12 protein-coding genes are annotated in these 14,435 nt (G+C 64.2%); 9 read left to right on the top strand and 3 right to left on the bottom strand.

Annotation, left to right across the window (positions count from 1 at the left end; genetic code table 11):
- Positions 1-23 precede the first annotated feature (23 nt).
- From QN315_RS05365 to QN315_RS05340, 6 genes are all read left to right on the top strand, one after another.
- Positions 24-185, top strand: coding sequence for a hypothetical protein (locus QN315_RS05365; protein WP_323991919.1), 162 nt, complete (start codon positions 24-26; stop codon positions 183-185).
- Positions 186-244: 59 nt separating this feature from the next.
- Positions 245-1,321 (top strand): HlyD family secretion protein, encoded by a 1,077-nt coding sequence (locus QN315_RS05360; RefSeq protein WP_323991917.1) that lies wholly within the window; start codon positions 245-247, stop codon positions 1,319-1,321.
- 10 nt (positions 1,322-1,331) lie between these two features.
- Positions 1,332-2,897, top strand: coding sequence for an efflux transporter outer membrane subunit (locus tag QN315_RS05355; RefSeq protein ID WP_323991915.1), 1,566 nt, complete (start codon positions 1,332-1,334; stop codon positions 2,895-2,897).
- Positions 2,894-3,619 (top strand): pirin family protein, encoded by a 726-nt coding sequence (locus tag QN315_RS05350; RefSeq protein ID WP_176640026.1) that lies wholly within the window; start codon positions 2,894-2,896, stop codon positions 3,617-3,619. Before QN315_RS05355 ends, QN315_RS05350 begins: the two co-directional genes overlap by 4 nt.
- A 17-nt stretch (positions 3,620-3,636) precedes the next feature.
- Entirely contained in the window at positions 3,637-4,473 is an 837-nt protein-coding gene (locus QN315_RS05345; RefSeq protein ID WP_323991912.1) for a fumarylacetoacetate hydrolase family protein, read from the top strand.
- Positions 4,474-4,560: 87 nt separating this feature from the next.
- Positions 4,561-5,166, top strand: coding sequence for a nitroreductase family protein (locus QN315_RS05340; RefSeq protein ID WP_323991910.1), 606 nt, complete (start codon positions 4,561-4,563; stop codon positions 5,164-5,166).
- Positions 5,167-5,410: 244 nt separating this feature from the next.
- Here QN315_RS05340 and QN315_RS05335 read toward each other — a convergent pair.
- Positions 5,411-6,177 (bottom strand): IS5 family transposase gene (locus QN315_RS05335; RefSeq protein ID WP_323991908.1). Its coding sequence is split into 2 segments (ribosomal slippage): positions 5,411-5,829 and positions 5,829-6,177, totalling 768 coding nucleotides; the frame shifts between segments, so codons are not numbered across the junction.
- An 800-nt stretch (positions 6,178-6,977) separates the two neighbouring features.
- Here QN315_RS05335 and QN315_RS05330 point away from each other — a divergent pair.
- The 3 genes from QN315_RS05330 to QN315_RS05320 all read left to right on the top strand — a co-directional run bounded on the left by QN315_RS05330 (position 6,978) and on the right by QN315_RS05320 (position 12,561).
- Positions 6,978-9,488: a hypothetical protein gene (locus QN315_RS05330; protein ID WP_323991905.1), complete on the top strand. Its 2,511-nt coding sequence runs from the start codon at positions 6,978-6,980 to the stop codon at positions 9,486-9,488.
- Positions 9,478-10,857, top strand: a complete 1,380-nt coding sequence (locus QN315_RS05325) for a hypothetical protein (RefSeq protein WP_323991903.1) — start codon at positions 9,478-9,480, stop codon at positions 10,855-10,857. Before QN315_RS05330 ends, QN315_RS05325 begins: the two co-directional genes overlap by 11 nt.
- A gap of 180 nt (positions 10,858-11,037) precedes the next feature.
- A complete protein-coding gene (locus tag QN315_RS05320) occupies positions 11,038-12,561 on the top strand; it encodes a hypothetical protein (RefSeq protein ID WP_323991901.1) in 1,524 nt (507 codons plus the stop codon).
- A gap of 359 nt (positions 12,562-12,920) precedes the next feature.
- Here QN315_RS05320 and QN315_RS05315 read toward each other — a convergent pair whose 3' ends face one another.
- Both QN315_RS05315 and QN315_RS05310 read right to left on the bottom strand, forming a co-directional pair.
- Positions 12,921-13,982 carry an aldo/keto reductase gene (locus tag QN315_RS05315; protein ID WP_323991899.1) on the bottom strand — a complete coding sequence of 354 codons (1,062 nt, stop codon included), beginning with the start codon at positions 13,980-13,982 and terminating at the stop codon, positions 12,921-12,923.
- A gap of 101 nt (positions 13,983-14,083) precedes the next feature.
- A complete protein-coding gene (locus QN315_RS05310) occupies positions 14,084-14,395 on the bottom strand; it encodes a putative quinol monooxygenase (protein WP_323991897.1) in 312 nt (103 codons plus the stop codon).
- Positions 14,396-14,435: the final 40 nt, after the last annotated feature.

The following is a 14,435-nucleotide window of genomic DNA, read 5'->3' as shown; positions in this document are numbered from 1 at the left end:
AAGATGCCCGACATGGGAGTGATATGAAGACCGACTTGCATCCGGCGACGCGCGTGCCGCGGCGCCTCGATATCCGATCGCCGGATAGACACGCCAGCGTGGCGGACCGGAAATGGACGCTGCGCAATCGGGGCGATGGCGACCTTCCGGCGCCGACCGTCGCGATCGACCTGACGCTGACCTGACGGTCCCCCGCATCCTGCGAAAGACGATGCGGCCGCAGGGGCCGCCAGAGGGAGTATCCATGAACGGAATATCGAAAGGGCTGCTTCTCGCGGCCGGGGTGGTCGTGCTGGGCGCGGCGGCCTGGGGCGGCGACCGCCTCGTGCTCGGGGATGGCGCGCGGGTCTCGACGAACGACGCCTATGTCGCGGCCTATTCGTCGGTCGTCGCACCCAAGGTCGGCGGCCGGATCGACGCCGTGACGGCGCAGGACAACGAACGTGTCCGCACGGGCGACGTGCTGGCCCATATCGAGGACGACGATTACCGTGCCGCGCTCAGGGTGGCCCAGGGCAATGTCATTGCTGCGCGCGCCGACATCGCCGACCTTCAAGCCGCCTTCGTCCGGCAGGACGCGCTGATCGCCGCCGCCCAAGCGTCGGTGCAGGCGGACGACGCCCAACTGGCCTTCGCGCGGCAGGACGAGGACCGCTACCGCAACCTCGCCGCCGGCGGCGCGGGCACGACCGAACAGCGGCAGCGCACCGCCGCCCAAACGCGCAAGGCCGCCGCCGCCAAGGCCCGCGACGAGGCCGCCTTTCTGGCCGCGCGGCAGGAAAAGGACGTCCTGGCCGCCCGGATCGAACGCGCCAAGGGCGACCTCGTGCGTGCCGAAGGCATGGCGCAGCAGGCGGAACTCGACCTGTCCTATTGCACGATTCCCGCCCCGGTCGACGGCGTGGTGGGCGCCCGCGGCGTGCGCGTCGGCAATTATGTCCATCCCGGCACGGCGCTGATGGCGGTCACGCCGGTGCAGGACGCGTTTGTCGTCGCCCATTTCCAGGAAACGCAACTGACCCATATGCTGCCGGGCCAGAAGGCGACGGTGTGGGTCGATGCCTTCCCCGACCAGCCCCTGCGCGCGCATGTGGACAGCATTCCCCCCGCGACCGGCGTCGCCTTCGCGCCGATCCAGCCCGACAATGCGACGGGCAATTTCACCAAGGTGGTGCAGCGCCTGCCGGTGCGGATCACCTTCGATCCGGGCCAGACTCTGGCAGCGCGCGTGCGGGTCGGCATGTCGGTGGAGGTCACGGTCGACACGGCGTCACGCCCCGAGGGCCCGAAGGCCAGCGATCCGCGCTATGCGTGGCGGTGAGGGGCGGATCATGGCGACCCTCGTGAATCGTAGCTGCCTCTCCCTGGCAAGCGCTCTTCTGCTCGGCGCGTGCTCGGTCGGGCCGGATTACCACAAGCCCGATCTCGCCAGCGCGGCGCATTGGCATCGCGGCCTGGGCGACGCCGAAAGCCGGCCGGTCGAAAGCCCGGCCGACCCGCAATGGTGGCGCATCTATCGCGATCCGACCCTGACGGTATTGGAGCAGCAGGTTGCCGACGCCAATCTGGATCTGCGCGCCGCCGCCTGGCGGCTGGCCGAGAGCCTGGCCGAACGCCGTATCGCCCGCGCGGCCCAGTTCCCGCGTGTCGAGGCCAACGCCTCCTACGCACGCGAGCGGGCCAGCCCCAACGGCGTGCTGGGGCTGCTGGGCACGATGGAGGAACAGGGCCCGGGCGAGATCGCCAGCGGGGCGCAGGGATTCGGCCCAGCCCGCCTGCCCGGCACGACGGGCGCGGCGCCCTTTAATCTGCCGCAATATGGCCTGAGCGCGTCATGGGAGGTCGATTTCTGGGGCCATGTCCGGCGTCAGGTGGAGGCTGCCAGCGCGGCGGTGCGGGCGACCGAGGACATGCAGCGTGACGTGCTGGTCTCGCTGATGGCGGAAACTGCGCAGGATTATCTCGATCTGCGCGGCGTGCAGGCACAGATCGCGATCGTCCGCCGGAACATCGACATCGCCCGCCACAGCGTCGGCCTGACGACGCTGCGCTTCACGCAAGGGGCGGCGACCCGGCTCGACGTGGCGGATTCGCGCGGCCAGCTCAGCGAATTCCAATCGCGCCTGCCGGTGCTGCAAAGCCAGGAAGTACATCTCATCAACGCCCTGAGCTTCCTGGTGGCGCGCGAGCCGGGCGCGCTGCGATCCCAGTTGGGCACGCCCGCGCCGATCCCGCCCGTGCCGATCTCGGTACCGGTCGGCCTGCCGTCGGAACTGGCGGAGCGCCGGCCAGACATCCGCGTGGCGGAGGAGCAGCTTCACGCGGCCACGGCCAGTATCGGCGTGGCGGTGGCCGATTTCTTCCCGCGCGTGACGCTATCGGGCAGCCTGGACATCCAGGCGCTGCAGTTCAGCGAGCTCGGCACCTGGGCGTCGCGGCAATATGGTTTTGGACCGACCATGACTCTGCCGCTGTTCGAGGGCGGCCGCCTGACGGGGCAGTTGCGTCTGCGCAAGGCACAGCAGAAAGAAGCTGCGATCAACCTCCAGCGCACGATCCTGAAGGCGTGGCAGGAGATCGACGACGCCATGGCTGATTTCTCGGCCGCGCAGCAGCAGCGCGACCAGTTGCGCGAGACCGTGGCGCAGAACGAGATGGCGGTGAGCCTGGCCCAGCAGCAATATGTGCAGGGCGCGTCGGACTTCCTGAACGTATTGACCCTGCAGAACGCGCTGCTGGCCAGCCAGAACCAGCTCGTGCAGGCGACGACGGCGGTTTCTGTCTCGGTTGCGCGGCTCTATCGCGCGCTCGGCGGCGGCTGGGAGGAACGCTATCCGCTGGCAACGGCGCAGCGGGCAGGGCAGGGCGTGCGCCAGGAGGGAGTGCATCAGGGATGATCCAGCTCCATCACCCGTCCACACTCGGCCTTCTCACGCGCGATGGCGTGACGCTGCGCTGTCATTTCGCGTTTCGGGACTATGCCGGCACGGCCCCGGTTCATTGGGGACGGCTGCGTGTGCTCAACCGGATCGAACTCGACGCCGACGCCGCCTTCAGGCTGGCGAACGAGCGTTCGGTCGAAATCGTGACCCTGGTTCTGGACGGAACGGTCGTGGTGCGGGTGGATGGTCTTGGCGACAGCCTGCTGCAGCCGGGCGATTGTCATGTCGTCAGTGCCGGCGACGGCATCGGCCTGGCGACATGGCAGGCTGGCGGTGCCCCGGCGGCGCTGCTGCAACTCTGGCTGCTGCCCGAGGAAGAGGGGGGCGAGCCGGAAATCGGCTTGCGCCGCGATGCGGATCGGTCGGGGCATGAGCACATCCTGCTGGCCAGCGGCTTCCCTGAGGACGATCCGGAGGAAACGGACCAGGGGCGGTCGGGCGATCCGCTGCCGCTGAAGGCCCGGGCGCGCGTGCTCCGCATCGCCTTGCCGGCTGGCGGACAGGCCGTCATCTCCACGCGCGCGGATCGGTCCGTCTACGCGCTCGTCGTCGCGGGACGCGTGGACATTCTCGGGCGCGACGCCGACGTGGGCTGCGGCGCCGCTGTCACGGGATGCGAGACGGTCATTGTGCGGGCGCTCGAGCCATCGCACCTTGTCGTCTGCGATTCGGACTGACGCGGAAGGAGAGGGTCATGAAACTGTGCCGCTACGGAACCCCGGGGCAGGAACGTCCGGGCCTGGTCGACGAGACGGGGGCCGTGCGCAGCCTGGCGGGCGTGATCGGCGACGTGACGCCGGACAGTCTCGCGCCGGCGCGGCTTGCGGCTCTGGCGGATCTCGACCCGCGGACATTGCCGCGCGTCGAAGCGGGCGCGCGCCTGGGAGTGCCGGTCGCGGGTATCGGAAAATATGTCTGCATCGGCCTCAATTATCGCGATCATGCTGAAGAGGCTGGTCTGCCCGTCCCGGATGAGCCGATCGTCTTTCTCAAGGCGATCACTGCGCTCTCGGGGCCGGACGACCCGATCGTGCCGCCGCTCGGCGCGACCCGGCTGGACTGGGAGGCGGAACTCGCCGTCGTCATCGGCACACGCGCAAAGGATGTGTCGTCGCGTGACGCGCTGGATCATGTCGCAGGCTATTGCGTCGCCAATGATGTGTCCGAGCGCGCCTTCCAGATGCAGTCCAGCCAGTGGGACAAGGGCAAGGGATGCGATACGTTCGGTCCGCTCGGCCCGTGGCTCGTCACGAAGGATGAGGTGCCCGATCCCCAGGACCTGGCGATCTGGCTCGACGTGAACGGCCGCCGGATGCAGGCCGGCAATACCAGGACGATGATCTTTTCCGTAGCGGAGATCGTTGCCTATGTCAGCCGCTACATGACGCTGATGCCGGGCGACGTCATCGCCACCGGCACGCCGCCGGGCGTGGGGATGGGGATGCGGCCCGAACCTCTCTACCTCCGGTCCGGCGACGTCGTGGAACTCGGTATCGAGCGGCTTGGCAGGCAGCGGCAACGCGTGGCCTGATAAGGTGCGCGGCGGCGGCACGACGGCAGGTCGTCCGGTTCCGTGCGCGCCGTCGGTGGACATGGACGGACAGAAGGAGAAGGCGAGATGAACGAGATCCTGGACACGATGCTCGCGCGGCGAGCGACGAAACGCTTCGACGCGGCCCACAAGATTCCGGATGAAACGCTGGCTGCGATCCTGCATGCGGCCCGAACGGCGCCTACGGCATTCAATCTCCAGAACTGGCGATTCCTGGTGGTGCGCGACCCCGCCATCCGCGCCGCGATCAAGGAGGTGGCGTGGCACCAGCCGCAGATCGAAGAATGCTCGGCGTTGATCGTTCTGTGCGCGGACATGCATGCCTATGCAAAGGACCCCGGCCGGTACTGGAAAGACGCGCCTGAGGACATGCGCGAGAAATATGTCACCATGATCACGCAATATTACGAAAACAACCCCGCCATGCAACGTGACGAGGCATTCCGGTCCGCGGGTATGGCGGCCTTTGCCCTGATGATGGCGGCCGCCGCGCATGGCTACGATACCTGCCCGATGGACGGCTTCGATTTCGAGCAGGTCGCGGATATCATCCGCCTGCCCAAGGACCATGCACTGGTCATGTTCGTCGCGGTCGGAAAGGGGACCGGCGCATTGCCGCCCCATGGTGGCCGGATCCCGGATGCCGACATCGTCGCCTATGACCGCTTCTGAACAGGGCTTCCCGGCATACGGCCGCGATGAGGCCCGTGGTGGTGCCAGGATTCGAGAGCGCCAGTAGAGCGTCGACCCTGGGCACCGCCGTTCGCGATTTTTCGCATCAGTCGCCGCACGTTCTTGCCCGATCGTGTCTTCGCTGCAGTCCAGTCCTCCTGTGGAGGAAAAGCGTTGATCTCGCCGACATTGCCCTGAAGGCATGCTGTACGATTGCTGGAAGATACTAGGTCGTAGTGACGATTTACCGCATGAGGATGACGATAGCGGCGAGGGTGACGAAGCCCCGATAGTTGGCGAGCAGCTTGTCGTATCGAGTGGCGACGCGGCGGAAGTGCTTGAGCTTGTTGATGAACCGCTCGACGAGATTGCGATCCTTATAGAGCGTTCTGTCGTATGACCGCATCCTTTTACGGTTGGCGCGGGGCGGGATGACCGCTTCGGCGCCGGTCTGTTCGATGGCCTCCACCAGATGGCCAGCGTCATATCCCTTGTCGGCGATGACGGCATCGGCCGCGATCCCGTCGATCAGGGCCTCTCCTTGCGTGACATCGGCGCGTTGCCCGGGCGTGAACAGCATCCGCACCGGGTTGCCGAGACCGTCGGTGGCGATGTGGATCTTGGTGCTCAGGCCGCCCCGGGATCGGCCCAGACCCTGGGCATCCGCCCCCCTTTGGCGCGTCTCGCCCCGGCTGCATGCTGATGGGCGCGCACGATCGTGCTATCGATCATCAGCCATTCGAGGTCCGCTTCCTCGATCAGGGCCGCCAGAAAAGCGTCGAGCACACCGCGCTCTATCCAGCGATAGTAACGCCGCTTGACCGTATCGACGCGACCGAACCGCTCCGGCAGATCGCGCCAGCGGCCACCTGAACGCGCCATCCAGAGCAGCGCGTCCACGAAGCGACGATTGTCGCAGCGCGGTCCCCGGCGACCGGCATGCCCGCCGGGGATCAGCGGACGCAGGCGTTCCCATTGGTCGTCTCGCAGGGCGTCAGGATCGTGGCTCATTCAGGCTGACCTCAAAGTCAGCTTTGAATCATATCTCCGCCCCACAGGGAATCCCGGTCACTCGGAAATCGTCACTACAACCTAAGTCGTTGGTTTGAATTGTGCGCATCATCCGAAATCCGCAGGATGTCGGATGACGATTCCATCCGATCGGATGATGTTTTAATTAAATCAATATTTATTTTCTAATCTGGATCCTTTTCGAGGTCGCGCTCCCGCGCGCATCGAGCATCGCCTTGCGTGGAATGCGTTCTGCGCGTCGACGTGCGACATTGCGGTGACTGCGGCGCCGATACAACCGCCCACGGGGCGAACGCCGCTGGCTTCCGCTGAAATCGCGCGATAAGCAAAAGGTCCATGTCGCATTTATTTACAATTGGTACCATACGGTACTGTAACATAATGAGGCCTGCTTTTGGCCGCCGGTTTATGTCCTGTTCACGCTTGTCCGGCCATGCCGTCGATTCCGTTCGGGTGCCGGGCGTGGCTAAACGAAATAAATTCTTACAAATACAATAAGTTAGAAATTCTTGGCAACGCGGGAATGAGCGCGCACCGGCATCTGTGCCGTGTGCTGCGATGCCCTCCGGCAGCATGATTTCCCGTCACCGAAATATCAAATTTGATACCTACGCACTTAAATGTGCGTTATTGACTTAAACATAGGATGATTTGCAAAGATGGTGGCAGTCCACCGGTCCGGCCATCAAAAAATGCCTGGTGCCGTTCCAGGTGGAATTTTAAAAAAATCAATAAAAATAATTATATATAAAACGCACCACAAAAAGTGTGCGTCGCGAATGCGGGCAGGAGCGTCGATAACGAGACTATCGGTCATGAAAGGGAAGACACGGATGAGTACCAGTCAGAAACCTGCCCGTCCGGTTTCCGCGCCTGACGGCGTGAGCCGAGGGGCAACAGCGCAATCGGGCTCCATTTCGATGTGCCCGGTTGGGTTTTTTCCCGGCTTGGGCAGCCGTGCTGCCTATCGGCAGCTTGAACGCAACCTGTTTGACAGCGACGTACGGGACGTCCGTCAGGTTTTCTCCGAAGGGGCGGAGGCCCTTGGTTTCGATCCCGAACGTCTCGTTCTGCAGGAAGCCAACATACCCGACGACCGGATCGAGCGGCAGGCGTTCCTGGGGGCCGCGCTGCTGGTCCATGGGATCGCATTGCACCGCTATCTTGTCGATGCCGCACGGCGAAGCGGGGCGGAGATCCGTTTCGCGGCCTTTACGGGCGAAAGCTTCGGCATCATCACCGCGGCGGTCGCCGCCGGCGCATTGTCCGTCGCCGACGGCACGAAGATCGCCCATGCGCTCGCGCCCTTCATCCTCGTCGGCGCGGAGGGCGTGACGTCGTCGTCGCCCCTGCAGGCACGTGTCGCCGAAACGCTGGCGGCCGTCGGCGTCACACAGCCTCTCGTGGCGCAGCCCGCGCATGTCGTGGCGCTGACGGGGCATCCCGACGTGGTGAATCGCGTCCTGGTGGCGATCGGCGACGCCTACGACGTCTCCGATGTGGAACTGCACAAGACCTACGCCGCGAACCAGGCGAACGTCTATGTGCGGTCGGGTGTCCGGGAAAGTTTCGGCTTCTTCATGCGCAACTTCCCGGACATCACAGTGAAGGAGCTGAAAGAGCCGACGAGTTTCATGGCCCATGCGGCCCGGATGGCACCCGTTCGCGAGGCATTCGCCCGCATGATGGACAGCGAGGGCATTCTGTTCCGGGACGCGCATACGTCCCTCATCTGCAATCATGCAAATCGCATCGTCCGCCAGGCCGCGGACGTTCGCGACGCCGTCCTGTCGATCATCGATTGCGTTATGGAATCACGCTGGACCGCCGATAATTGCGAGCATGTCGGTGGAAACGTCGTGATCGAACTCGGCCAGGGCGGAAAATCGGTCCAGCTTCTGGTGGATAACGGACTCACCCTGCCGGCGATCGCCTATGCCGGCGGCCAGAAGGATACGGATGCCCTCGTGGCGGCCGCGACCCTGCTGCAGGAGGTCGGCGGCATCGCGGCCCGCGATGCAGAAGGAGCGGTGAGCCTCCAGGAGGGTGATCTGGCCGTCCTGAGGCAGATGTTCGGCGTGCCGGCGTGCTATCCCTTGGTAAAGGAGTTCCTGGTCCGGGAGTTCACCCGCCTGATTGCGGGCTTTCAACTCGCCTCCCGCAAGTCCATCCCCCGGCCATTGCGCCGGTTCCTGGAAATCTACCAGCACACATCCGCGGCCCGCGACGATCTTGACCTTGCTGGAGGGGAACTTGCACTCCAGGTGCAAGCGAAGAAGACCGTCGTAGGAGACAGCCATACGCTGGGCCGCGTGACCACGGAGATCAAGGTACTCAAGCCGGACGGCTCGGTGACGGACCGGTGCTCCGCCGGCCGCTGGACGCCGGAAGCGCTGGTCTTCTATTTCAGCCGTCTGGATGGCGTTCCGGTCCTGGATCTGATCCGCAGCGCCCGCCGCATGGCCGAGCATCACGAGCAGGTCGCAACGCTCTACGGCACGTTCGCCTCGGTGCTGTCGCTTGACGTCGGTGCCGAGACCGCGGGGCGGGAGCCGATCGGCGTGATGTCCCCGCAGGCGGTCGCAACGCTTCAGATCCTCCACCAGCTTTCGATGCTGCTGCTGCTGCGGGTGGAACGTCCGGCCATCTTCATGTCCCACGACTATTACCATGCGGGCGGTGATCTCCTCGGCTGGTGCGTTGCGCTCTGTGCAGCGGATGCGCTGGACGTCGAGGATGCGGTCGCGCTCTATGCCAATCACTTGCGCGGCGTGACGGCGTCGGACGCAAATCCGACGGACGGGATCGGCGATATTCTCGGGCGCCTCCGCGAGGCCGCCTCGCCGCTCGTTTCCGTCACCGGTGTCCCTCTGGCGGCAGCCAAGGACATCGCGACGGCGACGCGGCATCTGTTCGAACAGCCGGCATTCGACGCGCGGCGCCGCTATCTCCGTCTCAATGGGGACGTCCAGATCGTCTGCCTCGGCTCGGATCCGGACCAGGAGACATTCGATACGGCGCCTTACGGGAGCGCGGTCACCATCGTGGCCACACCGGAAGAGATTGCGCAACGCAGCCACAGCGCGTCCCTGGAAGCCCTGGAACATGGATGCGTGTCGTCCCTTACCGACGACAACCAGCGCGTGCTGCATTTCGCCCGGGGGCGAAAGATCCTGAGCAGCACCGTCTTCTCCTACATCAAACTTGGCGAGCGCGTCCTGGGGTTCGGAAAGGGCGGCAGCGAATCCATGACGATGTTCGTCACCGCGGAGGACCATCATGCAGCATGAAAATGTCATCGTTCGGAAGATCCTGAGCGAAGCCCTGATCGCCGTCGGCTGGAATCCGGAGGGGACCGGCGTCATGCTGCCTCCCTTTACCAAGGCCAAGAGGCAGGCCGAGTTCCTGCAGGCCTTGCCGGATCCGGCGCGCCGCTACTTTCCGCGCGTGTTCGATATCCTCGAACGCGAGATCCCGGTGCCGACCCATTATCTCAAGGAAACCGATCGGCCGACCTTCAAGGAACTGATCTATGAGATGAGCTTCGTGCCGGGAGAGGAGGTCAGCCGTTACGTCGAGCGCTGCAGCCCGCCGCCGGCGATCGTGGCCCGTATCTACGAGCAGATCGCCATCGTGTTGCGTAACGACGTGCACAGCCTGCGGCGCACGGCGTCGCCGGGCGAAACGCTGGAGGCATCCTATTTCCGCAAGATCGAGGATCGCCTGGACCTGTGCCGGCGCACCGCGCCGAATACCTTCAATGAGAAACTTCTCGATACCGGACATATCGTCATCAATGGGGTCCGCTACCGGAACTTCCGGACGATCCTGGGCATCCTGCGGGAAAACGCGGCCTATTGCGATGTGCTGGAGCCGCGCTTCCACGCCCTCGTCATGGGGGACACCAACACCGAGAACATCAAGATCAACAACCTGGCGCCTCTGCTGCGGGCCCAGGCGCTGATCGAAGGAAACGCGCCGGATGCCGAAATCGAGGCCGCGCTGGACGCCATTACGGCGGCCTCGATCGATCTGCGGTTCCTCGATCCGCGCGCGATCGGCTTTGACAGCGAGGGTGCCGAGACGCGCGACGACCCGATGTATGACAACAAGCCCTGGCACAATTCGCTCGGTCATTACGACGAAGTGCATCACGAGCGTTTCGACCTGTCGGTTTCGGTCGGGGAAGGGCAGACACCCGAGATCGAGATCCGTTACGAGCCGGGCAATCCGTATGAGCGGTCCTACAGGGTCGAGGATCTGACCGAACGTAACATCGACATCGAGGAGCGCCCCGATGTCACGGGCATGGAGCGCTATTTCGCGCCGGTGATGCGCAAGCTCTACGATCTCGACAATCCGCATTCCGCGGCGGTTGCCGAGGATCCGAATTGGCTGGTCCGGTTCGTGTTCATGATGGGGGCTCATTTCACCGCCATGCCGCCCTTCCATTTCCAGATGGAACTCGACGGTACTCTGGTCGATTCGTATCTCGTGCAGCGGCGTCCGGTAGCCATCTTCTGCGAAGGCATCCGCTGGCTGAACTGGTCGCTCGAAATGCTGGAGGGCAAGCGCCGGAAATTCCTGGGCGTCCCCGTGCCGGATTATGCGGCGGCGTCTCCGTCCAGGGCCATATTGGCTGATACCGTGGACGCATAGCGGCCGGACCGGTCTTTCACCCGATACCCCAGGGTCATATCCGTACACGGATATGACCCTGGCCTCTTGTTTTGGCGGGCATCTTCACGCGATCGAACGATTCCGCCCGATCGCCGCCCCGCTCCAATCTCCTGTCGGACACGGTTGCCGGCCGTTGAGCCTCCTGGAAGGAAGAATGTGATGGTCACAACTCCCAATCCCGCGCTGTCGCGCCTCGGCATGGCGGCTTTGGCGCCCGAATCGCGAGTCATCTCCACGCCCTGGAGCCGTATGGTCCGGGGGCTCGCCCTTGGCCAGTATCCTGTCGATTATAATGAATCCCTCGCGTCCGTCGTCGGCCAGGCGAAGGACATCCTGCTGCGCAGGATTTCCAGGCCCCAGGGCTATCTGCTCTTCGCGCTGCTTCTGGCCGATCTGGCCGTCGAATTGTGCCGTCCCGGCGCCAGAATTGATGGCGACGGGCTCAAGGCCAGCGCGACAAGGCTGATGGACGCGCTGCGTGCCGAGAAGAACCCCTATTATGCCGTCGTCGGCGGCGGCATCCTGTTCGACGCCTTTGCCAAATTGCGTCTCGATGTGTCGTTGCTCGTCAATGCCGAGTGCGATTTCGCCGAAGAAATGCTGGCGACGGTCGATCGGATCCAACCCGACCAGATCAAGGACGAAAATGCCGGGAACCACGGCGAATACGAGAAGCTGTTCGCCTACACCTCGCTCTTCCTGGGCATGGGGCAGGCAGGGCTGGAGAGGAAACTGATCGAAGGCCGTCGCAATTACGTCAGGGAGGCCCTCGGCCTGATCCAGACGGTCCCGTCTCCCTTCTTCAAGGGGCGCGGCTGCTCGATGCTGTTCTCGGTGCTGTCGGCCATCGGGCTGGACGGCATGATCTTCGATGACGGCACCGACTTCATGAAGGAGGTGCTGGACTATGTCGATCGGGATGACGAGATCAGCTTCCCGCTGCGCTTCCCGCAGCCGATCTCGCCGGCCTATGTCAAGATCTACCCGCGCGTGACCATGCTGAACGCCATCGCGGTCTCGGGGCGGACATCCTATGCGACGATGGGGCACGATCGGCTGGCTGAGTTGAAGCCGCTCTGGGCCGAACTGGAGCCGCCGGAGAAGATGCATCAGGGGCTGTATTACCTCATCGCGCTGCATAATCTCGGCAAGATGTCGCAGGAGATCGGCGGCGAGGGCGCAATCGTCGACGAACTGGTCCAGTATCTCGATGTCGTGGACCCCGGCGCGAATTTCTTCCTCAACGGCCTGTCGCATGCCTATATCGTGGAAACCGCGATGGTGACGGGACGGCTCGACGCGATCTCCGGCCGGGCGATCGACCGGATTGCCGATTGTTTCGTGCGCATGGACGCAACCCCGCTCGACCGTGTCAGCCGTGCCTATCCGTTCGCCTACGACCTCAATGCCCTGGGCGAGGTGGGGGAGGCCGGAAAACTGTTCGAACCGCGGGCGGCATATGGCGGCGCGTCGGCGTTCTCCTGGCTTGTCGAACAGTTTTCATCGGACGGCCAGGGCGAAGGCAGCCGGATCCTGATGCTGGGCAACGCCCTGATCGGATTGGGATTGCGCCTGCGCGGCGTGAAAAACGACTCCACCGCGATGTTCGATCGCTTCGCGGAGCGGGTCGGATGGACGTCCGGCAGCGTCGAAGCCGATCGCCCCGTTGCGCGCACGGCATAATATTGCCGAAATGCATGAAGCGGCCCCATCCTGAAGACCAATGGTGGCCGCTTTCAAGTTGGACGGTCCGGCTCGGTTGTTTCTCCTTGGTCGGGCGGCCATAAAAGCGACCGAGGAGGCCTGTGCGGGCTGCTGGTGACGCACCAGCATTATCCATCATATCCACAGGCCGGGCTTTCCTCTCATATGGCCGTCGACAGGCTTCATCGAGCGCCGGAGGCGTTCGATGAAGCCATTATCCATTGTGACGTTCTATACTGCCCCAGTCGATCGGCGGAGCAGTGGCGCGACTGGGACTGCCCTTGATCTGGGCGCTTGCGCCAAGGTCGCCGGTGATGAACGCGCGTAGAGGATCGGTATCATATAGGGTCGGCCAGGTAGGGCCGCAGCAGCGCCAGGTCGGCGGGGCCGAGGCGGTCCGATGCCGTGGTTGCCTGGTGCCAAAACGGATAGGGCAGTGGCCTGCGGCTGGCGCGTTCCAGTTTTTCGGTTTCTTCCCGGGTCAGGGCCACGGATGCGGCGCCCAGATTGTCCGTCAACTGGGCTTCGGTCCGGGCCCCGATGACGACCGTGCTGACGGCGTCGCGGGTCAGCAGCCAGGCCAGAGCTACCTGGGCGGCTGAAATGCCGCGTGCGTTGGCGACGCCGACCAGCACTTCCACGATGTCGTACAGGGCGTCGGTGTCGTGGACCGGCGGTTCGCTCCATTGGGCCAGTTGGCGTGTGCCTTCCGGAGTGGCGTGCCCGCGACGGTGCTTGCCCGACAGCAGGCCGCCGGCCAGGGGACTCCAGACCATCACGCCCAGGCCCTGGTCGACGGCGCAGGGCAGCAATTCGAGCTCGGCCTCGCGCGCCTGCAGGGTGTAGTGGATCTGGTGCGAAATCGGACGTGCAAAACCGTTCCGGTCGGCGATGCACATCGATTTCATGGCCTGCCAGCCGGAGAAATTCGAAATCCCAACATAGCGGACCTTGCCCGATCGCACCAGGCTGTCCAGCGCCGCCAGCGTTTCCTCGAGCGGGGTCAGGCCGTCCCATTCATGCAGTTGATAGAGGTCGATATAATCCGTGCCGAGACGGCGCAGGCTGGCCTCGCACGCCGCGATCAGATGGTGACGCGACGATCCCCCGTCATTGGGGCCATCGCCGATGGGAAAACGGGCCTTGGTCGCGAGCAGCACTCGCGAGCGACGTTCGCCCAGTGCACGACCGAGGATCTCCTCGGACAATCCGTTCGAATAGATATCGGCCGTGTCGAAGAGGTTCACGCCTGCATCGAGGCACAGATCGACCTGGCGTCGCGCGGCTGCGAGATTGGTCGAGCCGACCTTGGAAAAGGCGCCGGTCCCGCCGAACGTCATCGTACCCAATGTCAGGACCGATATTTTCAATCCCGATCGTCCCAATGGTCGATAATCCATCGTTTCCATTCCTTGGTCGTGCTGCGTGTGTTGAGGAAAGGCCGGGCTCTGGGCCCCACAACCTCGTTGCGGGGCCCAGAGCCCGTGCCTACCTGAAACGATCAGCGGTCATACGGGCCGACCATATCGAAGAATTGCATCTCGGCAGGCTGGGCCAGCAGCTCTGGCTGGCGCTTGAACCATTCCTGCTGGTACGGCAGCGCCATATGCCGGTCGAGGTCCGCGCGCTCGACCCAATTTTCATAGAACATGAAGACCAGCGGGTCATCCTTGCTCACCTGGAGCTGGTATTCCAGGCAGCCCGGCTCGCTGCGGGACTTGTCGATGAACGTGCTGAGCAAGGCCAGGAGTTCGCCGCGCGTTTCGGGCTTGGCACGCAGGGTCGCGGTCAGGGTGCAGCCTGGAGCAGTCATGGTAATTTTCCTTGTTCTTGTTGATGTGTGGGGGAAAAGA

This window comes from Nguyenibacter sp. L1 (assembly GCF_035199985.1).
Taxonomy (GTDB): Bacteria; Pseudomonadota; Alphaproteobacteria; order Acetobacterales; family Acetobacteraceae; genus Gluconacetobacter; species Gluconacetobacter vanlangensis.
Note: the sequence above shows the minus strand (reverse complement) of the source record. Positions and strands in the feature narration are given on the sequence as shown.

What these genes read in the sequence shown, in the direction of transcription:
- QN315_RS05350 (WP_176640026.1), top strand. Translation starts at nt 2,894, where the DNA reads ATGATCCAGCTCCATCACCCGTCCACACTCGGCCTTCTCACGCGCGAT.
- QN315_RS05365 (WP_323991919.1), top strand. Translation starts at nt 24, where the DNA reads ATGAAGACCGACTTGCATCCGGCGACGCGCGTGCCGCGGCGCCTCGAT.
- QN315_RS05345 (WP_323991912.1), top strand. Translation starts at nt 3,637, where the DNA reads ATGAAACTGTGCCGCTACGGAACCCCGGGGCAGGAACGTCCGGGCCTG.
- QN315_RS05360 (WP_323991917.1), top strand. Translation starts at nt 245, where the DNA reads ATGAACGGAATATCGAAAGGGCTGCTTCTCGCGGCCGGGGTGGTCGTG.
- QN315_RS05340 (WP_323991910.1), top strand. Translation starts at nt 4,561, where the DNA reads ATGAACGAGATCCTGGACACGATGCTCGCGCGGCGAGCGACGAAACGC.
- QN315_RS05330 (WP_323991905.1), top strand. Translation starts at nt 6,978, where the DNA reads ATGCGGGCAGGAGCGTCGATAACGAGACTATCGGTCATGAAAGGGAAG.
- QN315_RS05310 (WP_323991897.1), bottom strand. Translation starts at nt 14,395, where the DNA reads ATGACTGCTCCAGGCTGCACCCTGACCGCGACCCTGCGTGCCAAGCCC.
- QN315_RS05315 (WP_323991899.1), bottom strand. Translation starts at nt 13,982, where the DNA reads ATGGATTATCGACCATTGGGACGATCGGGATTGAAAATATCGGTCCTG.
- QN315_RS05325 (WP_323991903.1), top strand. Translation starts at nt 9,478, where the DNA reads ATGCAGCATGAAAATGTCATCGTTCGGAAGATCCTGAGCGAAGCCCTG.
- QN315_RS05320 (WP_323991901.1), top strand. Translation starts at nt 11,038, where the DNA reads ATGGTCACAACTCCCAATCCCGCGCTGTCGCGCCTCGGCATGGCGGCT.
- QN315_RS05355 (WP_323991915.1), top strand. Translation starts at nt 1,332, where the DNA reads ATGGCGACCCTCGTGAATCGTAGCTGCCTCTCCCTGGCAAGCGCTCTT.